The sequence below is a fragment of the Terrimonas sp. genome (assembly GCF_003075435.1).
In the GTDB taxonomy this organism is placed as follows: domain Bacteria; phylum Bacteroidota; class Bacteroidia; order Chitinophagales; family Chitinophagaceae; genus Agriterribacter.
In genome coordinates this window covers 85,606-110,735 of the sequence record NZ_QCZJ01000011.1, presented here as the reverse complement: position 1 = coordinate 110,735, position 25,130 = coordinate 85,606, and the positions used below count along the sequence as shown (strand labels likewise).

The 25,130-nt window shown below is 39.5% G+C and carries 24 protein-coding genes and 1 tRNA gene; 11 read left to right on the top strand and 14 right to left on the bottom strand.

Translation table 11 applies throughout. The annotated features are described in order from the left end of the window. Positions 1 to 145 precede the first annotated feature (145 nt). The 3 genes from DC498_RS13535 to DC498_RS13525 form a co-directional block, all read right to left on the bottom strand. Positions 146 to 2,389, bottom strand: a complete 2,244-nt coding sequence (locus DC498_RS13535) for a Tex family protein (RefSeq protein ID WP_116874699.1) — start codon at positions 2,387 to 2,389, stop codon at positions 146 to 148. A 77-nt stretch (positions 2,390 to 2,466) separates the two neighbouring features. After that, a tRNA-Arg gene (locus DC498_RS13530) sits at positions 2,467 to 2,540 on the bottom strand. Continuing rightward, positions 2,518 to 2,772 carry a GIY-YIG nuclease family protein gene (locus DC498_RS13525; protein ID WP_116874698.1) on the bottom strand — a complete coding sequence of 85 codons (255 nt, stop codon included), beginning with the start codon at positions 2,770 to 2,772 and terminating at the stop codon, positions 2,518 to 2,520. The genes DC498_RS13530 and DC498_RS13525 overlap by 23 nt, the downstream gene beginning before the upstream one ends. A 260-nt stretch (positions 2,773 to 3,032) precedes the next feature. On the opposite strand from DC498_RS13525, the gene ung reads away from it, so the two are divergent. The 6 genes from ung to DC498_RS13495 all read left to right on the top strand — a co-directional run bounded on the left by ung (position 3,033) and on the right by DC498_RS13495 (position 9,761). Beyond that, positions 3,033 to 3,710, top strand: a complete 678-nt coding sequence (gene ung / locus DC498_RS13520; protein ID WP_116874697.1) for a uracil-DNA glycosylase — start codon at positions 3,033 to 3,035, stop codon at positions 3,708 to 3,710. A 173-nt stretch (positions 3,711 to 3,883) separates the two neighbouring features. Then, the gene (gene prpB / locus DC498_RS13515) at positions 3,884 to 4,777 is read left to right on the top strand and encodes a methylisocitrate lyase (protein ID WP_116874696.1); all 894 of its coding nucleotides are present in this window, start codon (positions 3,884 to 3,886) and stop codon (positions 4,775 to 4,777) included. 3 nt (positions 4,778 to 4,780) lie between these two features. After that, complete coding sequence (gene prpC, locus DC498_RS13510; RefSeq protein ID WP_116874695.1) at positions 4,781 to 5,938, top strand: bifunctional 2-methylcitrate synthase/citrate synthase; 1,158 nt, start codon at positions 4,781 to 4,783, stop codon at positions 5,936 to 5,938. A 72-nt stretch (positions 5,939 to 6,010) separates the two neighbouring features. Further along, complete coding sequence (locus DC498_RS13505) at positions 6,011 to 6,373, top strand: four helix bundle protein (protein ID WP_116874694.1); 363 nt, start codon at positions 6,011 to 6,013, stop codon at positions 6,371 to 6,373. A gap of 73 nt (positions 6,374 to 6,446) precedes the next feature. Further along, positions 6,447 to 7,901, top strand: a complete 1,455-nt coding sequence (locus DC498_RS13500) for a bifunctional 2-methylcitrate dehydratase/aconitate hydratase (protein WP_116874693.1) — start codon at positions 6,447 to 6,449, stop codon at positions 7,899 to 7,901. Between the two features lie 198 nt (positions 7,902 to 8,099). After that, on the top strand, positions 8,100 to 9,761 hold the full coding sequence (locus DC498_RS13495) for a T9SS type A sorting domain-containing protein (protein WP_116874692.1): 1,662 nt from the start codon (positions 8,100 to 8,102) through the stop codon (positions 9,759 to 9,761). 64 nt (positions 9,762 to 9,825) lie between these two features. Here DC498_RS13495 and coaD read toward each other — a convergent pair whose 3' ends face one another. Further along, positions 9,826 to 10,293 carry a pantetheine-phosphate adenylyltransferase gene (gene coaD, locus DC498_RS13490; protein ID WP_116874691.1) on the bottom strand — a complete coding sequence of 156 codons (468 nt, stop codon included), beginning with the start codon at positions 10,291 to 10,293 and terminating at the stop codon, positions 9,826 to 9,828. 72 nt (positions 10,294 to 10,365) lie between these two features. Beyond that, a complete protein-coding gene (locus DC498_RS13485; RefSeq protein WP_116874690.1) occupies positions 10,366 to 11,301 on the bottom strand; it encodes an aspartate carbamoyltransferase catalytic subunit in 936 nt (311 codons plus the stop codon). Between the two features lie 189 nt (positions 11,302 to 11,490). Here DC498_RS13485 and rpmI point away from each other — a divergent pair, with 189 nt between their 5' ends. The 3 genes from rpmI to DC498_RS13470 all read left to right on the top strand — a co-directional run bounded on the left by rpmI (position 11,491) and on the right by DC498_RS13470 (position 13,667). Then, a complete protein-coding gene (gene rpmI / locus DC498_RS13480; RefSeq protein ID WP_116874689.1) occupies positions 11,491 to 11,688 on the top strand; it encodes a 50S ribosomal protein L35 in 198 nt (65 codons plus the stop codon). Between the two features lie 76 nt (positions 11,689 to 11,764). Further along, on the top strand, positions 11,765 to 12,109 hold the full coding sequence (gene rplT / locus DC498_RS13475; protein WP_116874688.1) for a 50S ribosomal protein L20: 345 nt from the start codon (positions 11,765 to 11,767) through the stop codon (positions 12,107 to 12,109). Positions 12,110 to 12,266: 157 nt separating this feature from the next. Further along, complete coding sequence (locus tag DC498_RS13470) at positions 12,267 to 13,667, top strand: arginine decarboxylase (protein ID WP_116874687.1); 1,401 nt, start codon at positions 12,267 to 12,269, stop codon at positions 13,665 to 13,667. 91 nt (positions 13,668 to 13,758) lie between these two features. Here the strand turns inward: DC498_RS13470 and DC498_RS13465 are convergent, their stop codons facing one another. From DC498_RS13465 to DC498_RS13455, 3 genes are all read right to left on the bottom strand, one after another. After that, on the bottom strand, positions 13,759 to 14,802 hold the full coding sequence (locus tag DC498_RS13465; protein WP_116874686.1) for an SMP-30/gluconolactonase/LRE family protein: 1,044 nt from the start codon (positions 14,800 to 14,802) through the stop codon (positions 13,759 to 13,761). Between the two features lie 196 nt (positions 14,803 to 14,998). After that, positions 14,999 to 16,147, bottom strand: a complete 1,149-nt coding sequence (dgoD, locus tag DC498_RS13460) for a galactonate dehydratase (protein WP_116874685.1) — start codon at positions 16,145 to 16,147, stop codon at positions 14,999 to 15,001. Positions 16,148 to 16,170: 23 nt separating this feature from the next. Beyond that, positions 16,171 to 17,589, bottom strand: coding sequence for an ATP-binding protein (locus DC498_RS13455; RefSeq protein WP_116874684.1), 1,419 nt, complete (start codon positions 17,587 to 17,589; stop codon positions 16,171 to 16,173). A 196-nt stretch (positions 17,590 to 17,785) separates the two neighbouring features. Here DC498_RS13455 and DC498_RS13450 point away from each other — a divergent pair, with 196 nt between their 5' ends. Further along, a complete protein-coding gene (locus tag DC498_RS13450; RefSeq protein ID WP_116874683.1) occupies positions 17,786 to 18,247 on the top strand; it encodes a hypothetical protein in 462 nt (153 codons plus the stop codon). A gap of 71 nt (positions 18,248 to 18,318) precedes the next feature. On the opposite strand, the gene DC498_RS13445 is transcribed toward DC498_RS13450, so the two are convergent. The 6 genes from DC498_RS13445 to DC498_RS13420 form a co-directional block, all read right to left on the bottom strand. Further along, positions 18,319 to 20,343 (bottom strand): polysaccharide biosynthesis protein, encoded by a 2,025-nt coding sequence (locus tag DC498_RS13445; protein ID WP_116874682.1) that lies wholly within the window; start codon positions 20,341 to 20,343, stop codon positions 18,319 to 18,321. Between the two features lie 343 nt (positions 20,344 to 20,686). Then, complete coding sequence (locus tag DC498_RS13440; RefSeq protein WP_116874681.1) at positions 20,687 to 20,989, bottom strand: rhodanese-like domain-containing protein; 303 nt, start codon at positions 20,987 to 20,989, stop codon at positions 20,687 to 20,689. A gap of 30 nt (positions 20,990 to 21,019) precedes the next feature. After that, positions 21,020 to 21,856, bottom strand: a complete 837-nt coding sequence (locus tag DC498_RS13435; RefSeq protein WP_116874680.1) for a PASTA domain-containing protein — start codon at positions 21,854 to 21,856, stop codon at positions 21,020 to 21,022. A 55-nt stretch (positions 21,857 to 21,911) separates the two neighbouring features. Further along, positions 21,912 to 22,907 (bottom strand): D-alanine--D-alanine ligase, encoded by a 996-nt coding sequence (locus DC498_RS13430; RefSeq protein WP_116874679.1) that lies wholly within the window; start codon positions 22,905 to 22,907, stop codon positions 21,912 to 21,914. A gap of 71 nt (positions 22,908 to 22,978) precedes the next feature. Further along, complete coding sequence (locus DC498_RS13425) at positions 22,979 to 23,509, bottom strand: YybH family protein (protein WP_116874678.1); 531 nt, start codon at positions 23,507 to 23,509, stop codon at positions 22,979 to 22,981. A gap of 100 nt (positions 23,510 to 23,609) precedes the next feature. Then, positions 23,610 to 23,957 (bottom strand): 4Fe-4S dicluster domain-containing protein, encoded by a 348-nt coding sequence (locus DC498_RS13420; RefSeq protein ID WP_116874677.1) that lies wholly within the window; start codon positions 23,955 to 23,957, stop codon positions 23,610 to 23,612. Positions 23,958 to 24,035: 78 nt separating this feature from the next. On the opposite strand from DC498_RS13420, the gene DC498_RS13415 reads away from it, so the two are divergent. Continuing rightward, entirely contained in the window at positions 24,036 to 25,043 is a 1,008-nt protein-coding gene (locus DC498_RS13415) for an acyl-CoA reductase (protein ID WP_240628010.1), read from the top strand. Positions 25,044 to 25,130: the final 87 nt, after the last annotated feature.

The following is a 25,130-nucleotide window of genomic DNA, read 5'->3' as shown; positions in this document are numbered from 1 at the left end:
GAAAGTCGTGCGTGGCGAGGACGCCACGCACAGCGAAGTACTATTGCTGAACAGAATTACCGAACGTACAAGAGTGTGACACAACTGAAGTTAATAGTAGCACTACAGCTCAGTACCAATAAATAATTCAATGGATATAAAACACCTACCTTCCAAACTTCTTCTTCAATACACTCAACGCATCTGTGAAGCTAGCCTGCGATAAATCGGGCTCTTTCTTTTCATATCTCCTTTGAGATGGATTATTACCCCTGCGTTCATTACGTGCAGGCATTTCCTGCGTTTGCTTAATGGATAATGCTATGCGCTTACGCACCATATCCACTTCCAGCACTTTTACTTTTACCTGGTCGTTGAGTTTTAAAGCCTCGTTGGGGTCGTCAATAAACTTATGTGTTATTTCAGAAATATGCACCAGTCCATCCTGCTTAACGCCAATATCTACAAAAGCGCCAAAACGCGTAATATTGGTAACAATGCCCGGCACTATCATACCCACCTGCACATCATTGATTGAGTAAATATTAGCAAACTCAAACTGCTGCAGTTCGCTTCGCGGATCTAGCCCGGGTTTTTGCAGTTCTTTTAAAATATCATTAATGGTATGCTCTCCAAACTGCTCACTGATATATTGTTTGGCATTGATGTTTTTTACTACCGTTTCATTACCAATGAGCGATTGAACCTCCACCTTATTATCAGCTGCCATTTTTTCAACCAATGTATATGCTTCCGGGTGAACAGCACTTGCATCAAGCGGATTATTCCCTTTTTTAATACGCAAAAAACCTGCGCACTGCTCGTATGCTTTTCCTCCCAGGCGCGGCACTTTCAGCAATTGGCTCCTGTCGGTAAATCCGCCATTTTCATTACGGTATTTAATAATATTATCTGCGAGCGTGCTGCCAATACCACTTACATACGCCAGTAAATGTTTGCTTGCTGTATTCAGGTTCACGCCTACCTGGTTCACGCAACTTACAACAGTCTGATCAAGCCGCTCTTTTAACCTGAACTGGTTAACATCATGCTGGTATTGACCAACACCAATGCTTTTAGGATCAATTTTTACAAGCTCCGCCAGCGGATCCATTAATCGCCTGCCGATACTAACTGCCCCGCGTACTGTAATATCCTGCTCCGGAAATTCTTCCCTCGCGGTTTCGGATGCTGAGTATACTGAAGCACCATCTTCGTTCACTAAAAATACAGGCAGTCCGAGGTTAAGCTTTTTGATAAACTGTTCTGTCTCCCTACCCGCAGTACCATCACCAATAGCAAATGCTTCTATACGGTAAGCATCAACGAGGTGCTTGATGGTATATTCCGAGCTTTGCAGCTTTCCCGGTTCATGCACGTATATCAAATCATTTTTTTTCAATTCACCTTTTTCATCCAGGCAAACTACCTTACAACCGGTTCGGTAACCAGGATCTATCGCCAGCACCCTCTTACCGCCCAGGGGGGCGCTCAGCAACAATTGCTTTAAATTTTCTGCAAAAACATTGATCGCTTCCTCATCTGCTTTTTGTTTAAGCATCGTTCTGAACTCCGTTTCCAGCGCAGGTTGCAGCAAACGTCGATAAGAATCTCTTACTGCCTTCTTTACATGTACACTGCTTTCGCCCATGCCTTTTACATATAATCCTTCAACCACAGAGAGCGCGGTTTCTTCTTCAGGCTCTATCGCAATACGTAAAATGCCTTCCATAAAACCACGCAATACCGCCAGCGCACGATGAGAGGGTACTTTTAATACAGGTTCGCTGTAATCAAAATAATCTTTGAACTTAATGCCTTCTGTTTCTTTATCTGCAATAACCTTACTGCTTAAAGCTGCTTTATCTTCAAACAACTTTCTCATTTTAGCACGCACCTGTGCGTCTTCATTGATCTGCTCCGCTATAATATCTCTTGCGCCCTGCAAAGCTTCTTCGGCGGTTTTTATTTTATCGCTAATAAAGGTTACGACATATGCATTAATATCTTCATTCTTTTGCTCCAGCATAAAAACAGACAACGGCTCCAATCCATTTTCCCTTGCCGTTTGCGCCTTGGTTTTTCTTTTGGGCTTGTATGGAAGATAGATATCTTCAAGCTCAGCAAGTGTTTTAGCATTATCCAGTTTTTCCTGTAATGCTTCCGTCATTTTTTCCTGCTCGGTAATAGATTTTTCTATCGCGGTTTTTCTTTCGGTAAACGCTTTCAGGGATTTCAGCTCATCTTCTATACCCTGTACTGCCACTTCATCCAAAGCGCCGGTTTTATCTTTACGGTACCTCGCTATAAAAGGTATGGTGGCTCCTTCATTCAATAAAGCAATAACAGTTTCAACCTGTTGCGGTTTTATAGATAATTTGTCCGCTATTATAAATGCAAATTCTTTCATAAGGCCGCGAAACTAAGGAGATGTTTTGAAAGAAAAATTTGAAAATAAAAAAGGATCACTTTACAGTAATCCTTTTGTGATCCGGATTGGATTCGAACCAATGACCCTCAGCTTAGAAGGCTGATGCTCTATCCAACTGAGCTACCGGACCAATTTTGTTTAATATATTCTTTTCCAACTCCCGATTTCAAATATATTTCTCTTTTTCTTGCTTCTATTCTTGTTTTAAACGTTTCAAAAAAACAAAGTTTCCACGGTATATAACCTTTCGTTGACTTTGTTTTCTTACTATTATGTTCTTTTAATCTCCTTTCAACATCTTCAGTTAAACCAACATAAAAACGTTCATCAATTTCACTTCTTATCACATACACAAAAAACATCTTTGTGATTTTTCATTTAGGTTAGTTTCGAACCAATGACCCTCAGCTTAGAAGGCTGATGCTCCCTGCCTGCCGGCAGGCAGGTATCCAACTGAGCTACCGGACCAATATTACATCTATTACATCTTTCTTTTTCGACCCTCTGCTTGTAAGGCAGATGCCCCCCTTACATACCCACATCCCTTATCGCCACAGTACCTTTTTTTGAGGCTGCAAAGATAATTTTTTTTAGTTTGCATCCAAACTCTAATTAAAGCTACATGGATGTAAAGATAGAATCAAGCTGGAAAGAGGCTTTGAAAGATGAATTTACAAAGCCGTACTTTGAACAGATCGCTTTTTTTCTGAAAACAGAGCGTTTGGCAGGTAAAACGATCTATCCCCCCGGGCCGTTGATATTTAATGCATTCCAGCAAACTCCTTTTGCCAATGTAAAAGCAGTAATTATCGGGCAGGATCCCTATCACGGGCCGGGGCAGGCTCATGGTCTTTGCTTTTCTGTTCAGGATGGTGTTCCTCCTCCCCCATCATTAATAAATATATATAAAGAAATTCAATCTGATATCGGTGTTGAAATGCCTTTCAAAAAAGGCAATCTCACCTATTGGGCACAACAGGGAGTACTGCTCCTCAACGCAGCATTAACAGTACGGGCTAATGAGCCATTCAGTCATTCTAAAATAGGTTGGGCAACATTTACTGACGCAGTCATTCAAAAAGTTGTTGAACAAAAATCAGGCATTGTATTCCTGCTTTGGGGAAAATTTGCGCAGGAAAAACAAATATTGATTGATGAAACCAGGCATCATGTTTTAAAAGCAGCTCATCCATCACCATTTTCTGCGGATAAAGGATTCTTTGGTTGCAAACATTTTTCCAAAACAAATGATTATCTAATCAAGCAGGGGCAGGATCCTATTGACTGGAAAATTTCATAACACATCGAAAAATATTTTTATTGTTGAGCCGGCTATAGTACTGCTAAGGAGCAGTTGTTGCGTCTCACTTTTCATCGTTCAATTCTTTATTCATCAATTGCGCTCATCATTTCATACTCTTTAATATCTGCATTTTATACTATACTCTCATCCAAACGCCATAAATTGCAACCATGTCAACACAAAATGTATCGGCAGGCGCACGCTTTAAAAAAGCCATAAAGGAAGAAAACCCTTTGCAAATTGTTGGAACAATTAATGCCAACCATGCTTTACTTGCCACACAGTCCGGGTTCAAAGCAATCTATCTTTCAGGCGGTGGTGTAGCTGCAGGCTCTTTGGGCATTCCTGATCTTGGCATTACTACGCTCGAAGATGTATTGACAGATATTAACCGCATAACCAATATTACTGATACACCCCTGCTTGTAGATGTTGATACAGGGTTCGGACCTTCTGCGTTCAATGTGTCAAGAACAGTTAAATCACTCATTAAGGCCGGTGCAGGTGCATTACATATAGAAGACCAGGTGGGCGCTAAACGCTGTGGTCACCGACCGGGAAAAGAAATTGTAAGCAAAGACGAAATGGCTGACAGGATTAAAGCCGCTGTTGATGCAAGAACCGACCAGGATTTTGTAATTGGTGCAAGAACAGATGCTTTAGCTAACGAAGGTTTAGAGAAGGCCCTGGAAAGAGCTGTAGCTTACAAAGAAGCAGGCGCTGATTTTATTTTTGCAGAAGCGGTGAGCGCATTAAGCCAGTATGGTACGTTTGTGAAAGCCACAGGCATTCCTGTGCTTGCCAATATAACCGAATTTGGCATGACGCCAATGTGGACGGTAGAAGAATTAAAAGATGCAGGGGTTGGATTGATATTATACCCCCTATCCGCTTTCAGGGCTGCCAATAAAGCCGCGTTGAATGTTTTTAATGCTATCAGGAAAGAAGGCACACAAAAAAATGTTCTTGATACCATGCAAACAAGAGCTGAGCTGTATGAAAGCATAGGATATCACGCTTTTGAACAAAAATTAGATACGCTTTTCTTGAAGCACAAATCATAATATATGAGCACAGATAATACGGTTGCAGGGTTTAAGCCTAAAAAAAGTGTAGCGCTGTCTGGCGTTGCCGCGGGTAATACTGCGCTTTGCACAGTTGGCAAAAGCGGTAATGATTTACACTACCGTGGTTACGATATACTTGATCTTGCTGAAAAAGCGGATTTTGAAGAAACCGCATACCTGCTTATTTACGGCAGCCTGCCTACAGAAGCACAGTTCACCGCATATAAAAATAAGTTACGTTCGCTCCGCGGATTACCGGCTGTAGCCAAAAATATACTGGAGCAAATTCCGGCGGCAGCACATCCTATGGATGTATTGCGCACCTATACTTCTGCGCTAGGCAGCATCTCTCCAGAAAAAGAGGATCATAACCAGGCGGGAGCAAAAGATATTGCCGATAAATTATTAGCCTCTTATAGTTCAGCATTATTATACTGGTATCATTTTTCGCACAACGGGAAAAGAATAGAAACAGAAACAGATGATGATAGCATCGGCGCGCATTTCCTGCACCTGCTACATGGGAAAAAAGCATCTGAATCGTGGCAGAAAGCCATGCAGGTATCTTTGAATTTATATGCTGAACATGAATTTAATGCATCCACGTTCACGGCAAGGGTTATAGCAGGCACAGGTTCTGATATTTATTCCGCTGTAACCGGTGCTATCGGTGCTTTACGTGGGCCAAAACATGGTGGCGCCAACGAAGTGGCTTACGATATACAAAGCAGGTATACATCACCGGAAGAAGCTGCCGCGGATATTAAAACAAGGCTTGAACGAAAAGAAGTGATCATCGGCTTTGGTCATCCTGTATATACCGTTTCTGACCCAAGAAATAAAGTGATCAAAGGAGTGGCGTGTAAACTCTCGGAAGAAGCGGGGGATACTTTATTATACAGTATTGCTGAAAAACTCGAATCTTTAATGTGGGAGGAAAAGAAAATGTTTCCTAACCTTGATTGGTTTTCTGCAGTATCCTATCATTTAATGGGTGTGCCTACGCTTTTCTTTACACCATTGTTTGTAATATCTCGTGTTACCGGTTGGAGTGCGCATATTATTGAACAAAGGCAGGATGGCAAAATCATCCGTCCAAGCGCTAATTATACCGGGCCGGAGAACAGGGAGTTTGTGGAGAGAAAAGAGAGGATTTGAAATTTATGATTTGTGATTTATGATTTATGATTTATGATTCGGGTGACAGCACAAAAGCTTAAATGTTAATCTATGAATAAATATGATCTTCAAAAAAGAACAAAACAATTTCACATTGCTGTTCTTCGGTTATGCGAAAATTTTCCAAGAAACATTACGGGGTTTGAAACGGCCAAACAATTAATCCGCTCCGCAGGTTCGGTAGGTGCAAACTACAGGGCCGCATGCCGGGGAAAATCCAAAGCGAATTTTATTTATAAAATCGACGTTGTAATAGAAGAGGCAGATGAATCTTTATATTGGCTTGAAATAACAAAAGAAATTTCATCAGTGCCGTCTATTTCACTAATTGATGCTTTAATAAAAGAAGCAAATGAATTGCTTAGTATCTTTACCGCGATAGACATCACTGCAAAAAAGAACAAAATCAAATAAGTATAATAATTATTATACTTAAAAGCGCTGGTGTTTAAAATCATAAATCTCAAATCAGAAATCAAAACCTTTTATGTCCTCTATTATTTCCAATGAACGTCCGCCTGTAGATAAAGTGATCAGTGATATTGCAGACTATGTTTTGAATTATGAAATAAAAAATGAGCTGGCATGGCAAACGGCGCATTACTGTTTGCTTGATACACTGGGATGTGGCTTTGAAGCATTAACCTATCCTGCCTGTACCAAATTGCTCGGGCCGATTGTGCCCGGCACTATCGTTCCCAACGGGGCAAAAGTCCCCGGAACAAGTTACCAGCTTGATCCGGTGCAGGCAGCATTTAATATTGGCGCGATCATCCGCTGGCTTGATTTTAATGATACCTGGCTGGCCGCGGAATGGGGGCATCCTTCCGATAATCTCGGGGGTATATTAGCAACGGCAGACTGGCTGAGCAGAACAGCTATCGCCAATGGTAAACCACCTTTAACCATGAAAGCCGTATTGGATGGTATGATCCGTGCGCATGAAATACAGGGTGTAATGGCATTGGAAAATTCTTTTAACCGGGTAGGTTTAGATCATGTATTGCTGGTGAAGCTGGCATCAACCGCGGTTGTTGGAAAACTGATCGGGCTTACAAGAGATGAACTGATCAATGCCATATCACTTGCATTTGTTGACGGGCACTCACTGCGCACCTACAGGCATTCACCTAATACCGGCAGCCGCAAATCCTGGGCGGCAGGCGATGCTACCTCCCGCGCAGTAAGATTAGCATTGATTGCTAAAACAGGTGAAATGGGATACCCTTCTGTACTCTCAGCCAAAACATGGGGATTTTATGATGTATTGTTCAAAGGCAATGCGTTTAAATTTCAACGTGATTATGGCTCTTATGTAATGGAAAATGTGTTGTTCAAAATTTCCTTCCCTGCGGAGTTTCACTCACAAACAGCGGTAGAAGCAGCAATGACACTTCATAAAAAGCTGAAAGCGCTGAATAAATCAGTAGAGGATATCAAATCATTACGTATACGCACACACGAAGCCGCAATACGCATCATAGATAAAAAGGGACCGCTGCATAATCCTGCAGACAGGGATCATTGCATCCAATACATGATTGCAGTGCCATTAATTTACGGCAGGCTTACCGCTGCGGATTATGAAGACAATATAGCTTCTGATCCACGCATTGACATATTGCGTGATAAAATGTTTACAGAAGAAGATGTTCAGTTCACCAAAGATTACCACGACCCCGAAAAACGTTCTATCGCCAATGCGCTTACTATTGAGTTCAACGATGGAACCAGGCTTGATGAAGTGGTAGTTGAATATCCCATCGGGCATAAACGCCGCCGCGACCAGGGCATACCTGTGCTGATTGAAAAATACAAAACCAACCTGGCAAGAATATTTTCATCCAAGCAGCAGCAAACCATCTATAATGCTTCTATTGACTTCAGTAAACTTACATCAATGCCGGTAAATGAATTTGTAAATTTGATGGGGCGGGGGTAAAATAGCCAATGGTGAATAAGTGCCACACCTTTTGTCATTCATCAATTTTTCTGATGACAACAGTTGATATTTGTCAATCCACACTCAATAGCATAAGGGTAAATATGTAGTTAAAATAAATGTTTAACCCTTAAATAATAATATAGCCTAAATAAGTGTTTTCATTTAGCATGATATTAAAAACACTTATAAGGCAAAATGAAAAAAAAATTTTATACCCCTGTAATAATAGTACTGGGATATTTGTCTCCTGAACCAATATTCAGCCAGACAACTTATGTTGATAATGGCACTTCAAATACTTATACCTTACAAACCGGGGATAGCCTGTATATTAAGCAAGGCGTTTTTACCGGAACAGTTAATAACTGGGGCACAGGTGGAAAAATTACGATTGCAAATGGCGCTACATTTAAGCCGGCAAACGTAAACGGTTATAAAAGCAGGTATACGGTATATGGAACCATGACTGTTGCTTCTTTACAAACATCCGACGGATTTAGCTTAAATAATTACGGAACGGTTACCGTTAATGGTAACACACAATTAAATGGCAGTGCACAAACTTTGATCAATAATGCCGCTGCTATTATCAATTTTAATGGTTCTGTTGATATTAATGCCGGTGGCAGCAGTTTTACCAACCACTCTAATATCACCATCAATTCAGGTTTTAACTTTTACGCAGATGGTATCAGCTTTACCAATTACGCGGAAATGGCTGTTGGCAATGACCTGAACCTGTATTCAAATTCATCTGTAAACAATAAGAAAAATTTGACCATAGGAGGAAATTTCAACTCGAGCAAGGGGCAGGTTAATAACGAGGGCAAATTTCAATCACAAAAAACGATCACATTTGGGGGAAACACTGTGGTTACAAATACCTGCCGCATTATTGGCAGCACCGGCATTACGATAAACAATAACGCCGTAACCATGTATAATAGTGGTTTACTCCTGGCTTCTAACGGTTCATCTTTTACCAATAGCGGCAATATTATAAGCTCCGGTAATGGCGTAATTAAATCAGGAGTATTTACTAACTATGGCACAGTAAAAGGCAACGGGTTCATGTATATTACCGGCAAAAGCACATTAGGAGGCGGAGCATCTGTGGGTGTAAATACAACAACCGGTGACACACTCAGGATATATACGGTAAACAGAACAAAGACCACACAAATTTTTGATGACCAGTGGGGAACAGTATATGCAAACGCGAAATACGCTGTATTTGCAGCCCCGGATACTACCGGGTTTTCATCCTATGCATGTGCATCAGCATACACCGCTTTGGTTTTATTGCCCGTGAGTTGGGATAATTTTTCTGTAACCCTTTCAAATAATATACCTGTTATAAACTGGTCGGCCAACTTTGATGAAGGAACGATCTTTATTGTACAGAGAAGTGAAAATGGAATTGACTTTACTTCCGTAGCCAGCATACCAGGTAAAAGCCATACTTATAATTATAGCTTTACCGATGTTACACTTTCCACAAGCTCTGCAGCAATTATATATTACAGAGTTTACGCAGCAGAGCTTACTGGTATTCAAAATTATACTGCTATAAAAAGCGTGCAGCTAAAAAAGGATAATAAGGCAGCATGCTCGGTTAATCCAAATCCTTTCAACAATAATTTTAATATAATCTATACAACCTCGCAAAAACAAAATATAACAATCAGGGTGTTTAATTTTAACGGACAGGCTGTATTTATTAAGCAGCTACTTGTAAATATTGGTACTCATACGATTGCTGTAACTGAGTCAGGCAAATGGTTGAGCGGTATATACATTGTGCAATTAACAGGGGAAAACGGGAGCTCGGTATCAACAAAAATTATCAGGAAGTAGATGCCTACAGGATATGGGATCAAAAATTTCAGCCAGGAAATTTATACAATGTTTTAAGCCGGCATTATCTCAAACTCCTGGCTACCGGTGCAGGAAGAAAAGCTCTTGCATTTCCTCCATTCCGTATTACATCTCTAACCAGTGTTGATGCTACTGAAGTATATTGAGGAAGACAGGTGAGAAAAATAGTCTCGATATCAGGAGACAGGCTTCTGTTCATATCCGCGATAGCCTTCTCATATTCAAAATCATTTACGTAACGTATCCCTCTTAAAATAAAATTAGCATTATGTTTTTTGCAGCAATCTATCGTTAGCCCTTCATATACTACAGCCTCTACTTTTTTCTCGTTCTTAAAAATCTCATTAATCCATTTCAACCGCTGCTCTTCAGAAAACATAGCTGTTTTATTGGCATTTCTGCCGATACCTATAATGAGCTTATCAAACAGGTTAAGTGACCGGTTAATAATATCAAGGTGACCAATTGTAATGGGATCAAAGGTTCCGGGAAAGAGCGCAATACGTTTCATGTGGAAGTTTGTGGTTTGTGGTTTGTGGTTTATGGTTTGGGGGTTAACTACAAACTACAAACCATAAATAAATTAACTCTCCTTCCTTCCTCCTCCTGCCAGCAAATACAATACTGCCATTCGCGTAGCTACCCCGTTCTCTACCTGCTGTAAGATAATAGATTGTTTTGAATCCGCAACATCACTATCTAATTCAACACCGCGGTTAATTGGTCCGGGATGCATGATAACGATTTCTTTATCCAGGCTATCCAGCATTCTTTTACTAATGCCGTAAGCAAGATTATATTCTCTCAGGGAAGAAAAAAGTACCTGGTTCTGCCTTTCCAACTGAATGCGCAGTACGTTCGCCACATCACACCACTCCAATGCTTTTCTCACATTGTATTCAACCCTTATATCAAATGCCTTTTGCATATATGGAGAAATCAATGTGGGAGGACCCGCCACCATTACCTCTGCACCCATTTTTTTAAGCAGGTAGATATTGCTCAGCGCTACCCTCGAATGCATGATATCGCCGATAATAGCCACCTTCAATCCTTCCAGGCTACCTTTTTTTTCACGCATGGAAAAAGCATCCAGCAATGCCTGGGTAGGATGCTCGTTTATACCATCTCCGGCATTTACAATGGCTGCCGGAATATGTTTTGCCAGGAAATGAGGCGCTCCGCTGGCACTATGCCGCATAACCACCATATCCACCTTCATGGAAAGGATATTATTCACTGTATCCAGCAAAGTTTCGCCTTTGGAAACCGAAGAGCCGCTTGCCGTAAAATTAATGGTATCGGCGCTGAGCCGCTTTTCGGCCAATTCAAACGAAATGCGTGTTCGGGTAGAACTTTCGTAAAAAAGATTGACAATGGTTACATCCCGCAGTGTGGGCACTTTTTTAATAGGACGCTGTAAAACTTCCTTAAATTGGGCTGCGGTATCTAAAATGAGCTGAATATCCTGTGGCCGGAGGTCTCTAATGCCTAACAGATGTTTTGTACTGAGTTGCATTAGGATGCGAAATTAGCTGTTGGACGTTAAAGTTCAAAAAGAGAATATTACTTGAATTTAAAAATCTTTTTTATTACCTTTGCGACCCCAAATCAGGAATTGTACTGGTTTGGTATTGCCCCAAAGGCTCCATAAGTGTTTCGTCTGTTCGAAGCCGCCCCTCGGGTATAACACATAATAATTTAAACAATGCCAAAGGTTAAAACCAATTCAAGCGCAAAGAAAAGGTTTAAAGTTACCGCAACAGGCAAGATTACCCACCAGAAGTCTTTCCGTCGTCACCTGTTGACAAAAAAATCTAAAAAACGTAAACGTGCTATGAATGTGGATGGTGAAGTGCACAAAACAAACATCCATTTCGTAAAACGTTTATTGCGTTTAAAGTAAACCTCAGCTTTTAAAAAGCAAATCATTACAAAACAGTTGATGTGCGTTAAGGCGTACTCACGTAAAACTTATAATCATGCCTCGTTCAGTAAACTCCGTAGCTTCAAAAGCTCGCAGAAAAAGAATATTAAAAGCCGCCAAGGGCTATTATGGCAAACGTAAAAATGTATTAACCGTTGCCAAAAACGTAGTAGAAAAAGGTTTAACATACAAATATGTTGGACGTAAATTAAAGAAAAGAGAATACCGTGCTTTGTGGATTGCCCGTATCAACGCCGCAGTTCGCGAAGAAGGGTTAACTTATTCTGAGTTCATCCATAAATTGAATGTAAAAGGTGTTGGCTTAGACCGCAAAGTGCTGGCTGATCTTGCTATGAATGAGCCTGAAAGCTTCAAAAAGCTGGTGGCATCCGTTAAATAAACCATACAAAGGCTGGGTTAATTGAAGATTTTCGCCAGATACCAGATAACATTAAACCGGTAGTGAAAAAATCACGACCGGTTTTTTATTGCATATATTTCAAAAAACTACATTTGCAAATCATTTCGCTCACTTATTAACAGGCATCACTTAAACAATGAATAAATCATACACCGATCTTGTCAAACAAACCTTTTATTTTCCCCAGGAAGGCTTTGATGTACAGGAGGGATATCTGCGGTTTAACGGACTGGATCTGAAAGCCCTTATTGACAAATACGGAACACCGCTAAAGCTTACCTACCTGCCTAAAATAGGCATGCAGATAAACAAAGCAAAGCAAATGTTTAAGGATGCTTTTAAAAAACACCGTTACGAAGGAAAATACTTTTACTGCTACTGTACAAAAAGCTCGCACTTTTCTTTTGTGGTGGAAGAAGCCCTCAAGCACGAAATTCATCTCGAAACTTCTTATGCTTATGATATCGAGATCATCAATCGCCTGTACGAGAAAAGAAAAATCACAAAAGATATACATATCATTTGCAATGGTTTTAAGCAAAAAGGGTACACCTCCCGTATTGCACGCCTGCTGAACAATGGCTTTAAAAATGTGATCCCTGTTTTAGATAATAAAGATGAACTGGAAGCTTACCGCAGATCTGTAAAAGTACCCTTTAAACTGGGCATACGTGTTGCAGCAGAAGAAGAACCTACATTTCCCTTTTACACCTCACGGTTAGGCATACGCGCCAGGGATATACTGGAATACTATGTAGACAAAATTGAAGGTAATGAAGATAAGTTCCAGCTAAAAATGCTGCACATCTTTTTAAATAAAGGTATTAAGGACGACATATACTACTGGAGTGAGCTGAATAAGATCATTCACTTGTACTGCCAGTTAAAGAAAATATGCCCTGAGCTTGATTCCATCAATATAGGTGGCGGATTCCCGATAAAGCACTCACTTGGTTTTGAATATGATTACCAGTTCATGATCAATGAGATTGTAAGAAATATTAAGAGTGCATGCAAAAAGGCCAAAGTGCCGATGCCAAATATCTATACTGAATTTGGCAGCTTTACGGTAGGTGAAAGTATGGCACACATATACAGCGTGGTTGGACAAAAAGTTCAGAACGACCGTGAGACATGGTATATGATTGACTCTTCTTTTATTACTACACTGCCTGATACCTGGGGTATTGGTGAGCGATTCTTGTTGTTGCCCATCAATAAATGGGACCAGGAGTATCAACGTGTGGTATTAGGCGGAATGACCTGTGACAGCCATGATTACTATGACTCCGAGGAGCATATCAATGAAGTGTTTCTTCCAAAAATAACCAATGGAGAGCCGCTTATTCTTGGCTTTTTCCATACCGGTGCTTACCAGGATCAGATCAGCGGATATGGCGGCATTAAACACTGCCTCATCCCATCACCTAAGCATGTGATTGTAGAGTATGATAAAAATGGAAAACTGGTAGATTGGCTGTATGCTAAAGAGCAATCCGCGCAAAGTATGCTGAAGATACTGGGATATATTAAGTAGTGAATAGGCAATGGTAAATTGAGTATAACGTGAGAGATGCTACACATTCTCTATTGCCCACTGTCCATTCCCTATTGCCATTCCCCATTCATTAGCGAAGCTTTATCTTCATAACCACATCATCTGCAGTTACGAACAGAACATTTTTTGCTTCATTAAAAACGCAATTCGAACAGGAGCGGCCATATACCTTTATCAACCCAAGCAGTTTACCCTGTGACGAAATAATGTTTATACCATCAGGACCTGCACTGAAAATATTACCTGCATTATCCAATTTAAAGCCATCAGGGCCCTGCTTAACTTCGGCTTTGCTTTTTAAAGGTATTGCGTCCAGTAAAACACCGCCGCCTAATATTTTTCCATTGTCATCAAGCTTATACGCATACCATGCCGGCTTTTTATCATCGCTGCTTGCTATATACAGCGTTTTTTCGTCGGGAGATAGCGCTAATCCATTAGGACGAGGTATTGAATCAATCAGCAATGTTACTTTTCCATTTGAGATTTTGTACACACCTTCAAACGTTAATGCTCTTTCCGGGTCATGCTCGCCTTCCGGCAAACCGTATATAGGATCGGTGAAATAAATATTGTTTTTGCTGTCGGTAATAAGGTCGTTAGGGCTATTGAACCGTTTGCCGTTATAGCCTTTAGCCAGTGCAGTATATACTGCGGCAGGTGAACCAGGCGCTGCATCCATTTTTGCTACCTGGCGGTTACCAGATTGGCATAGCAGCAACTTTCCATCCTTGTCCAGTGCCAGCCCGTTTGAACCCGTCTCGCCTTTCCGCGGTGCTGCATCTGTATACCCGGAAGGCGTAAGATAAAGAGTGCTCATCGTATCTCCTTCCTGCCATTGGTAGATTTTATTTTGTGGCACATCCGAAAAAATTAATTTTTTAAGAGATGCTATCCAGAGCGGCCCTTCGCTCCAGTCAAATCCCCTTCCAATTATTTCCGCGGTTGACCCGGTATCAACAAGCGGAGGCAAGGTTTTATCATACCATTCTGTTTTTATCAGTGTTTCTTTATGCACAGCAGCCGTATCGGATATACCAGCTTCATTGGGAGCTGGTTGATTGCAGGCAGTAATGCTATAGCAAAAGAACAAAACAGCAAAAAGATGTTTCATATATATGTGCTTTTAAAACCGGGGATATTGTTATTAACAGGAACCATATTTAGTTCGTAAAAACAATATATGTTTTGAAAACCATTAAGAAGTTAAGGGTCATCAAGGCTTTTTACTTAATTTTCTTAATGTCTTAATGGTTAATTATAAGATATGTTTGACGGCGGTTGTTATGCACTCTACACCCCACTCCTCCCTACCATTCCGCTATGCTTCCATCCTTATGGCGCCACACAGGATTTCTCCAGTTATGACCTTCACTATCCATTTTAATAACATGCGCTTCATTTATCGTAATTCCCAATCCCGGTCCTGAAGGGATCTTTACAAATCCGTTTTCATAACTGAATACAGATTTATCGGTAAGATAATCCAGCAGATCACTGCCCTGATTATAATGAATGCCAAGGCTTTGTTCCTGTATAAATACATTATGGCAGGTAGCGTCAACCTGCAAACATGCCGCTAAAGCAATAGGCCCGAGCGGGCAATGCGGCGCAGCGGCCACATCAAATGCTTCAGCCATAGATATTATTTTCTTGCATTCTGTTATACCGCCGGCATGCGACAGATCCGGTTGTATTATATCCACGTATCCATCTTTCAATAAGTCTTTAAACTGCCAGCGGCTGAACATCCTTTCACCTGTGGCAATAGGTATTGATGTGCATTGGGCAATTTCCTTTAATGCTTCATTATTTTCCGGTAAAACAGGTTCCTCAATAAACATAGGGTGAAATGGTTCTAACGCTTTCGCTAAAACTTTTGCCATGGGTTTATGCACCCTCCCGTGAAAATCAATGCCTATTCCTACAGTTCTATTTGTTGCTTCACTAATAGCCGAAACACGTTTCAGTACTTCTTCCACTTTTGCAAATGAGTCAATATACTGCAGCTCTTCTGTAGCATTCATTTTAACAGCTGTAAACCCGGCATTTGCTGCAGTCTTTGCCGCATCAGCTACATCAGCAGGCCTGTCCCCTCCTATCCAGGAGTATATTTTTATGGAATCCCTGGCTTTTCCACCCATCAACTGGTAAACAGGAGCATTAAAAAATTTTCCTTTAATATCCCATAAAGCCTGGTCAATACCCGCAATAGCGCTCATCAGGATTGGTCCGCCACGGTAAAACCCTGCCCTGTACATCAGGTTCCAATGATCTTCAATATGCATGGGATCTTTACCAATAAGATATTCCATCAGCTCATGCACAGCCGCTTTTACAGTAGCCGCACGACCTTCAATAACAGGTTCTCCCCAACCGGTTATACCCTCATCTGTTTCGATTTTTAAAAACAACCAGCGCGGTGGCACCTGGTAAAGTGAATAACCTTTAATTTTCATAAGCAATCAATATAAGATTCAGCTTAACCCGGCAGGTTAAGTGTGATAATAAAAGTCGTGCCCTCACCTAATACACTTTCCGCGTTAATACTACCTTTGTGGCTAAGAATAATATTCTCTGTATTTGTAAGCCCGAGCCCGGTACCTTTTGCTTTTCTGCTATAATAGGGTTCAAAAAGCTTACTTAATGCTTCAGCATCCATTCCACTACCATTATCTGTAATCTCTATATAACATTTTTTTTGTTTGGCATAAGTTTTTATAGTCAGCACACCTTTCTCAGATTCCATAGCTTCAATTGCATTAACAATTATATTAAGAAAAGCTATCTTGATTTTTTCCTGGTCAACCACAAGATCACATATATCTGCATCGTATTGCTTTATAACCTGTATACCATTTAGCATTATCCTGTCTTCTGCCAGCGATAGAGCTTCATCAAGCAATTGATTAATAGAAATAGCCTGCGATTTTAGTTCTATAAACCTGGTAGAATTGAGAAGTTCAGTGATCAGGGAATTAATTCTTTGACTATTGCGGGTAATCATATCGTAAAATATATTACGATCTTCTGCTCCCTGGTCCTGCTCAGACCTTAACTGATCAACGGAAAGATTAATATTGGTCAATGGATTTCTTACTTCATGAGCTATTGTTCTTGCAATACGGCCTGTTGATGTAAATTTTTCAAGACGGCGCATTTCAACAAGCTCCCTGTTGGCCTTATCCAGGTCTTCCACTCTTTTTTCAAGTTCCCCCCGGTATTCTTCAGCTTTCTGGTCAGCAAGCCTCCTTGCTTTATTTTCAGTTATATAGGTAATAAACCCAAATATGAATAATAACACTGCGATTATTAAAGAAGCTGTTATAACTACATTTAATGTTCTGTACCGGAGTTGTAGTTCTTCCCGATTTTTATCCCTTATCCCCTCTTCAGCATTTTGCATTGTAATGATTACATTTCGCAAACTATCCATTACCAACTTTCCATATTCTTCATTTATCAGCAAGCTGTCTGTTAATACATAATTATTGTTTTGCAGAGCGGTTATATTACTATCAATAATAGAAAATTTTTGATCAAGTAAAGCTTTAGCCCTGCCCATCAATTGCTTTTGCTGTGTATTATTTGTGATATTGGAATCCAGGTTATAAAGCAAAGAGTTGGAAGCATTGCGGCTTTGATAATAGGGATTTAACGCGCTTCTTTCTTTGGTAAGAAAATACCGCGTAGATCCGATTTCGGCATCTTTCATCAACGAAATAAAATCATTGAACTTGGTGATGACAATATTGGTTTTCTGAAAAGATTGGGATTGTTTATCAGCCTGAACATTGTAATACAGGGTAAGTAAATATGAAAAAAGTAAAATAACAAAAGCTGAACCATATCCAACCCGTATACGTTTATCAATCCTGAATTTTTTTATAATACGCTTCATGCTTGCCTGGATTCTTATCTAACAAAGTATAGCTGTTATGCAAAATAAGAAATAATTAATCGTTAATTCGTTTAGGTACAGATATTATAACCTGCAAATAACCAAACATGGCACTCCAATTGTTCACAAAAACGGGTACTGTTGTTACGCAGGGAAAACTGATTTTATTTCTGTAACTTTAAGCAAAGCCTCTACTATGATCAAGCCAACATCCTTCCGCCTTCCGCAATACATTGTGGACAAAGTATCACAATTGATGGATATACTCAGGAGTGAAAAACAGAAATATGAAATAGCTTCTATATCGGTTAAGGATAAACAGTTAAGAGACAGTATAAGTTGGCTTGCCCAGGAGAGTAATCAATATATCTGCGAACTTACTTCGCAATTAAAATCAATAGGCGCAGTAGTTGCAATTGATACTGAAGAAAACAATCAGTCATCATCTACCCCTCCTGTTTTTACAGAAGCTCAACTTTCATCAAATGTTATTCAATTCTGTAAAGACAGCGAAAAAATGATCATCAGCGCTTACAGGGTAGTTTTAAATGAGCCATACCTTGTAGAGGGGCTAAGAACACTTATAAGGCAACAATTGAATGGCATTATGTACGCTTTTCTGCAATTAAAATTATTATATAAGTTAAAAAGCGAATAAAAGTTTGCAAATAAAAAGGCGGATCATATATGATATCCGCCTTTTCTATTGCCGTTCATTGGTACCGCAAATTAATTGCGGATATTAATAGTTTCAGTAAAAGCAGGAACAAACAGAACTTTCTTCCGTCCTTTAACATCATCCAGTTTAGCAAACTCTGAGTTATTGCTGATAAATTCAGGAATAATAAGTTTCATTTTACCAACAAGTTTAAAATGATCTCCCTGTTTACATAATTCAGTAAGATTTTCTATATCATTCAAAACCTCTTTATAAGACCTTGAAACAACTTTGGCGATTTTTATTTTTTCATGATGTGTTGGCAAAGTTTTCTCTTTTTCATTCAACAACTCCTCATAAAGTTTTTCGCCTGGCCGCAAACCCGTGTATACTATATTAATATCTTTATCCGGAACCAGGCCTGCCAGCTTAATCATATTTTTAGCCAGGTCGGCTATTTTAACAGGCTGTCCCATATCAAAAACAAATATTTCTCCTCCATTTCCCATAGTAGCCGCTTCCAACACAAGCTGAACGGCTTCGGGAATAGTCATGAAATACCGGGTAATTTCAGGATGTGTTACAGTAATAGGCCCACCATGCTGAATTTGCGAACGGAAGCGAGGAATAACAGATCCGTTTGAACCCAGCACATTTCCAAACCTTGTGGTGATGAAACGTGTTTTATTATTCACAACGCTAATGCTTTCATCATCAGCATCCCTTAATAAGTCAGAAAGCAATTCAGTAGAAGGAGGGTTAAATGAAGAACTATTCAAAGACTGCACATATGTTTCTGCAATTCTTTTGGATGCCCCCATGATATTGGTAGGATTAACAGCCTTGTCTGTAGATATCATGATGAACTTTTCAACACCGAAGCAAACTGACAGGTCCGCCATATTCCTGGTTCCCATAACATTCGTCAAAATTGCTTCCTCCGGATATTTCTCCATCATGGGAACGTGCTTATAAGCAGCAGCATGAAACACTATATGAGGGCGATATTCTTTGAATGGAATAATCATCCGGCGCAGGTTTCTGATACTCGCAATAAAGGTCTTTATTTTTGCTGCAGGATAACCTTCTTCAAGTTCAAGCTGCATTTCATGCAGCGGAGATTCAGCCTGGTCACATAAAACAACCATTTCAGGATTATAAGACATGACCTGCCTGGCTATTTCAGATCCGATTGAACCAGCAGCACCTGTGATAAGTACTCTCTTACCATAAATTTCTTTTGAAACCAGTTGATTGTTTATTTCAATAGGCTTACGTGGCAAAAGGTCTTCAATCCGCAAATCCTGCATTTGTCCCATGCTGAGTTTACCACTTACCCATTGCTCAGAAGGAGGTACAGCCTGCACCTGGATACCTAAATTAAGGCACTGATCAATAATCCTTCTTACATCAGCATTATTGGAAAGACTATTCGGAAGTATTACTTTATTTATATTGAATTTCTTATGCAGATCAGCTAATTCGCGGGAATGATATACTCTTTTTTGTTCAATATTGCTGTTTATCTTTTTTCCACCGGATTGAATAAATCCGCTTACAACAACTTTTTCGTTGTTAGCAGCTTCAATAGCCTGTTTTATTAAAATAGCATGCTGGTCAGAACCATATATCAACACTCTTTTTACATCTGCCAATGCATTTCCTTTAGCCAGGATATAAACTTCCTTTATTGAAGTTCTTAACATAATAAGCAAAGAGGAACTGATGAAAAAGTTAAGTACCAGAAGCGTAGGCATGTCTAAACGTGGTATACGGTATAATCTTATAGCCACTAATTCTGAAACAACAGGATAAATCAGGCTCACCACCAGCACAGCGGAAAAAATCCTGAACATATCCTTCGTGTTTGAATACCTTATCAACCCCCGGTAAATACGCATAGCGTAAAATACAGTTAAGGATGTGGCAACAAATAATCCCGCATATATAAAGAAGTGTCCCCTTATCAGAAGTGGGAAACGGAATTCCTGCAAAATAAAATAAGACAACACAAAGGATGCAGTGGAGATAACAGTATCCGCGATAAGTATAATCCAGCGAGGAACTATAAAAGGTCTGTTTGTAAAGATTTTCATACTTCAGTACAGTATTTGTTAGGCTTTAGGGAACTCTTTCTTGGTTTTAAATACAACACTGGAGTTAGAAAAGGCTAAAATTTCGTATTAAGCATTCCTGGCTTATACATATTGATACTGGAGGAAAGGAAATTGGGATGTTTAATAGTTAGAGCAGAAGAAAAACTATAACCGGCACAAAGGTTATAAAAATATTCAGATTAAACAAGTTTTTAAATATTTATATTGAATTTCATATTTACCAATTTAATTTTTCAGAAAATTGATTTTCAATTAATTACGTAAAAAATCAGTGTAATTGACATTTTTACTACCTTATGATAACTTCTAAACGGTACACTTATCAGAACTTTTCCTGCCACTCAAGCATGCCGCCTGTAAGGTTCTTTACATTATTAAAACCCATTGACTCTAATAATAAACAGGCTTGTCCGCTTCTGTTACCACTTCTGCAATAACAAATTATTTCTTCAGACTTTAAATCTTCTATTTCGGTTGTATCCATCATCCTGATTTTTCCTAAGGGCAAAAGAATTCCGCCTATATTAAATGCTGCGTTTTCCTGTGGCTCGCGTACGTCTAAAAGATTAATTTTTTCACCTGCGGCTAACCTTTTGTTCAATTCTTCAGTTGTAATTGTTTGCATACTATAATGTTTTGTTGTGATGTTGAATGATTAATACTCATTACTGCCGGTAGACTGGCTTTGTTGTTTACCGGTACTATCTACCACTCTTTTCAAAGGCTTCTCAGGGGTTATCCAGATATCTATCATTTGTCCCTGGCGTATCCTGTTCATTGTACCATCATCATTAAACCGCGGAGGTTGCTGGCGGAAAACAAATGCCGCGCCGGTATCCTGCACATTTCCATCCTGCACCACACTACCCAGCATAATTTTATTTGCCTCTAACAAAGCGGCTGCTTCCTCGTAGCTCATGGCAAAAAGATCCGGAACAGGCAATTCTTCACTTCCAACTCCTGCACCAAGCACCAAAGAAATAGTATTGCCCATGGTAATTTTTGTACCTGGTCGTATCGTTGCATTTTTATATAGCTGATCCAAAACTGCGTTTTTGGCAATATCGGGCTGGTATGTGGTATCGCCCAGTTTTAATCCCCTTGATTTAAGCTCAAGCTCTGCATTACGAAAACTCATTCCAACAAGATTGGGCATTTCAATCTCCGGGGGCACCGCCCTGTTTACAGTTAAATATACGGTACGGTTCACTTTAACAGAAGCATCCGGCTCAGGAAATTGTTTTACTACGGCAAGCGGAGGAATAGAATCGTAGTATACAGAATCCTGCACCAATACTTCAAAGCCTTCTTTATTCAATAATGCTGTTGCCTCTTTAATATCCTTATTATTTACATCAGGCACTTTCAGATACGACCCATGATGTGTAAAATATTTCAGCGACTGAAGGAATAGAAAAAATATAAGTAACAGTATTCCCAGTGCTATCAATATATTTGCCCAGAGCGGGCGATCAGTGATTATTTTAAACATACTTTAAATATCTTAATAAATCTACACTTCAAAACCGGTTTTCAAATCAACCCTTTTATTGCTTACCGTTTGCTAAAGCTTCTTCTATAAGTGAGGAGTATAGCTCTTTCAATGTCCATCCCATTGCTTTTACCTGCTTGGGCACTATACTTGCTTCACTTTGCCCCGGCACTGTGTTTATTTCAAGTAAAAACGGCGCTTTTTTGTCGTCATTGTATATAAAGTCCATTCTCACAACCCCGCGGCAATTAAAAATTTTATATACCTTTTTTGCAGTTTCTCTAACCTGTTCTGCAATATCTTCTGAAACCTCAGCCGGAGTTATTTCGTTGGCCATACCCGTTGTATACTTTGCTTCGTAATCAAAAAAATCCTTTTTACTGATTACTTCTGTTATAGGCAGTGTTATTATTTTGTTATTTGATTTAAATACGCCAATTGTAAATTCCCGCCCATTAATAAATTCTTCTATCAATACCTGGTCATCTTCATTAAAGGCCTTTGCTACCGCTTTTCCTAATTCTTCCGAGTGCTGGTTCACTTTTGACATTCCGATACTCGACCCACCGTTATTGGGTTTAACAAAAACAGGAAACTGAAGATCCTTTACAGCCTCATCAGCGCTTTCAAACTGATCTTTTATTAAAACAACTGAGCGGGCAACATTAATGCCGCTGAATGCAGCAACCGCTACAGTATAACGCTTGTTAAATGTAAGCGCAGATATAGCCGCATCGCATGATGTATATGGAAGGTTCATTAAATCAAAGTATCCCTGTAATTTGCCATCTTCTCCCGGTGTGCCATGTATACCAATCAATACCGCGTCAAAGCTGATCTTTTTATTATTAACTGTTATGCTGAAATCATTTTTGTCCACTTCCGCTTTGTCATTACCATCTTTATAAAACCAACCATTGGTTGTTATATCAATGGTATAAACGTTATACTTTTCATGGTCAATATGCTTCTCAATAGTAACGGCACTTTTATACGATATTACTGATTCTCCGGAGTAGCCTCCTGTAACAAATGCGATATTGGGTTTCATGTATATTAATAATTTTTTGCACGCAAAGAAACAACTTTTTGCCGTTCATTCATAACAGCTTCCTGCATATACTACTCTCCTGTTCCTTCATTGCCGGAATCAAGTAAAAATTTCCAGCTTCCATCTTCCTGTTTTTGCCATATAGTAACATAAGTACCTTTATAAGTCGAGTCGCCCATCTGCATCGTATAAACACCGTAAGTATATCCAATATCTGCTGCTTTTGACATATTTGCACCAACGGGATGCCAGGTCAGGACAAGCGAAGAATCGTTTAAAGAACTGATAAGATCAACCGCCGCCGCTCCTGCAATTGGCATCCGCTGAGGGCGCAACATAACGCCCTCCTCATCCATATATTCAAGAAACGCTTTTTTCATTCCTACTTCTTTCGACCGGTTTGAAAAATCTATATCAGCCTGCTGCATGCTATTCAAAGCCTCAATTCTTTTTTCATCATTTTTAAACTTTGGAGTATTAATGCATGATGCGGTAATAACGCATAACAAAACCGGCAAAAAAGCAATTTTCAGCATAGGAATTATTGTATTAAAAAATAAGGGTGAAGGAACTTTACCTTCACCCACAACGGGAAATATCACCCGCCTGTTTTATGACGCCTAAGCATCATTATTAGAAACTTAAAAGATATTCGTTAACAAACAATCTTATGAATCTAAAGTTAAACTGTTTATCTAAATTTTACAAATGTAATTTTTCCTTCTTTGCCATTAATTCCTCAACAGTTTCCTCGTACATTTCATCAGGCACACAACAATCTACCGGGCAAACTGCCGCACATTGAGGCTCTTCATGAAATCCCTGGCACTCGGTACATTTATTTGGAACAATATAATAAGTATCCACGCTTATTGGCGAGAAGCGTTCATTCGCGTCAATAGTAGTGCCATCCATTAATGTAAAACTCCCTTTTACAGTAGTACCGTCTGCAAGCGCCCATTCAACCCCTCCTTCATAAATCGCATTGTTAGGACATTCAGGTTCACAAGCCCCGCAATTAATACATTCATCTGTTATTTTTATTGCCATACCTTATTTACAATTTTACGGGTAATATTTTGCAATTAGATTTGCAGGCCAAAGATAATCACATCTGAATAAATATTTATGCTGAATTTAAAACAAAGACTGGCTGCATTACAACTGCTAAAGCAATACATGCTTGGCGATGATGAAGAATGGACAACAGTTCAAAGAACAGCCAGCCTGCAAAATGCATGGTTTACACCTGAATTTATTACAACCGCCATTCAGAATATCTGCAACAATTTACTGGATGAAGAAAAATTATCGGAATGGGTGGCTTTATATAAAGTACCACACGAAAATAAAACAGCGATCAACATTGGTATTACCATGGCAGGCAATGTACCGCTGGTTGGTTTCCATGATTTTTTATGTGTGTTTGCCGCGGGGCATAAACAAACAATAAAGCTATCTGCCAAGGATAATATTTTATTAAAACATCTTACCGATAAACTGGTTCAATTTGAAAGCAATGCAAAGGAGACTATTGAATACCGGGAGATATTAAAAGGTTGTGATGCCTATATAGCTACAGGTTCAAATAATTCGGCAAGATATTTTGAATATTATTTTAAAAAGTATCCTCATATTATAAGAAGAAACAGAACATCCGTTGCCATAATTACAGGCAGCGAAACGAACAAAGACCTTGAAAGGCTTTCTGATGATGTATACATGTATTTTGGACTGGGATGCCGGAATGTTACCCAAATATTTGTACCGGGCAATTATGACTTTACTCTTCTTTTGGATGTATTTAAAAAATATGATCGCCTCATCGAAAATCATAAGTATAAGCATAACTACGATTATAACCTGGCAATGCATATTATCAATCAAAAATTTTACATGACAAATGGCTCGGTTATCCTGTCAGAAAATGCATCTGCATTTTCCCCCATCAGCCAGCTGCATTACCGGTTTTACAACAATAAAGACGAAATATATCAATCACTGAACCCTGAAGAAATTCAATGCATCGCCGGCACAGAAAAGATACCATTTGGTACCACCCAACAACCGGGCTTAACGGATTATGCCGACGGGATAGATACCATGCGTTTTTTAAGTGATATCGCCATAAATTAACCCGGCTTATTTTGACTTTAAAATGAATAACCATTAACATTTCTATTACGAATACAATCGTAATTTCATGTGCTGCAAAACAGCGGC

Coding starts and splice junctions, on each gene's coding strand:
- DC498_RS13535 (WP_116874699.1), bottom strand. CDS start 2,389: ATGAAAGAATTTGCATTTATAATAGCGGACAAATTATCTATAAAACCG.
- DC498_RS13525 (WP_116874698.1), bottom strand. CDS start 2,772: ATGTTTTTTGTGTATGTGATAAGAAGTGAAATTGATGAACGTTTTTAT.
- ung (WP_116874697.1), top strand. CDS start 3,033: ATGGATGTAAAGATAGAATCAAGCTGGAAAGAGGCTTTGAAAGATGAA.
- prpB (WP_116874696.1), top strand. CDS start 3,884: ATGTCAACACAAAATGTATCGGCAGGCGCACGCTTTAAAAAAGCCATA.
- prpC (WP_116874695.1), top strand. CDS start 4,781: ATGAGCACAGATAATACGGTTGCAGGGTTTAAGCCTAAAAAAAGTGTA.
- DC498_RS13505 (WP_116874694.1), top strand. CDS start 6,011: ATGAATAAATATGATCTTCAAAAAAGAACAAAACAATTTCACATTGCT.
- DC498_RS13500 (WP_116874693.1), top strand. CDS start 6,447: ATGTCCTCTATTATTTCCAATGAACGTCCGCCTGTAGATAAAGTGATC.
- DC498_RS13495 (WP_116874692.1), top strand. CDS start 8,100: ATGAAAAAAAAATTTTATACCCCTGTAATAATAGTACTGGGATATTTG.
- coaD (WP_116874691.1), bottom strand. CDS start 10,293: ATGAAACGTATTGCGCTCTTTCCCGGAACCTTTGATCCCATTACAATT.
- DC498_RS13485 (WP_116874690.1), bottom strand. CDS start 11,301: ATGCAACTCAGTACAAAACATCTGTTAGGCATTAGAGACCTCCGGCCA.
- rpmI (WP_116874689.1), top strand. CDS start 11,491: ATGCCAAAGGTTAAAACCAATTCAAGCGCAAAGAAAAGGTTTAAAGTT.
- rplT (WP_116874688.1), top strand. CDS start 11,765: ATGCCTCGTTCAGTAAACTCCGTAGCTTCAAAAGCTCGCAGAAAAAGA.
- DC498_RS13470 (WP_116874687.1), top strand. CDS start 12,267: ATGAATAAATCATACACCGATCTTGTCAAACAAACCTTTTATTTTCCC.
- DC498_RS13465 (WP_116874686.1), bottom strand. CDS start 14,802: ATGAAACATCTTTTTGCTGTTTTGTTCTTTTGCTATAGCATTACTGCC.
- dgoD (WP_116874685.1), bottom strand. CDS start 16,147: ATGAAAATTAAAGGTTATTCACTTTACCAGGTGCCACCGCGCTGGTTG.
- DC498_RS13455 (WP_116874684.1), bottom strand. CDS start 17,589: ATGAAGCGTATTATAAAAAAATTCAGGATTGATAAACGTATACGGGTT.
- DC498_RS13450 (WP_116874683.1), top strand. CDS start 17,786: ATGATCAAGCCAACATCCTTCCGCCTTCCGCAATACATTGTGGACAAA.
- DC498_RS13445 (WP_116874682.1), bottom strand. CDS start 20,343: ATGAAAATCTTTACAAACAGACCTTTTATAGTTCCTCGCTGGATTATA.
- DC498_RS13440 (WP_116874681.1), bottom strand. CDS start 20,989: ATGCAAACAATTACAACTGAAGAATTGAACAAAAGGTTAGCCGCAGGT.
- DC498_RS13435 (WP_116874680.1), bottom strand. CDS start 21,856: ATGTTTAAAATAATCACTGATCGCCCGCTCTGGGCAAATATATTGATA.
- DC498_RS13430 (WP_116874679.1), bottom strand. CDS start 22,907: ATGAAACCCAATATCGCATTTGTTACAGGAGGCTACTCCGGAGAATCA.
- DC498_RS13420 (WP_116874677.1), bottom strand. CDS start 23,957: ATGGCAATAAAAATAACAGATGAATGTATTAATTGCGGGGCTTGTGAA.
- DC498_RS13415 (WP_240628010.1), top strand. CDS start 24,036: ATGCTGAATTTAAAACAAAGACTGGCTGCATTACAACTGCTAAAGCAA.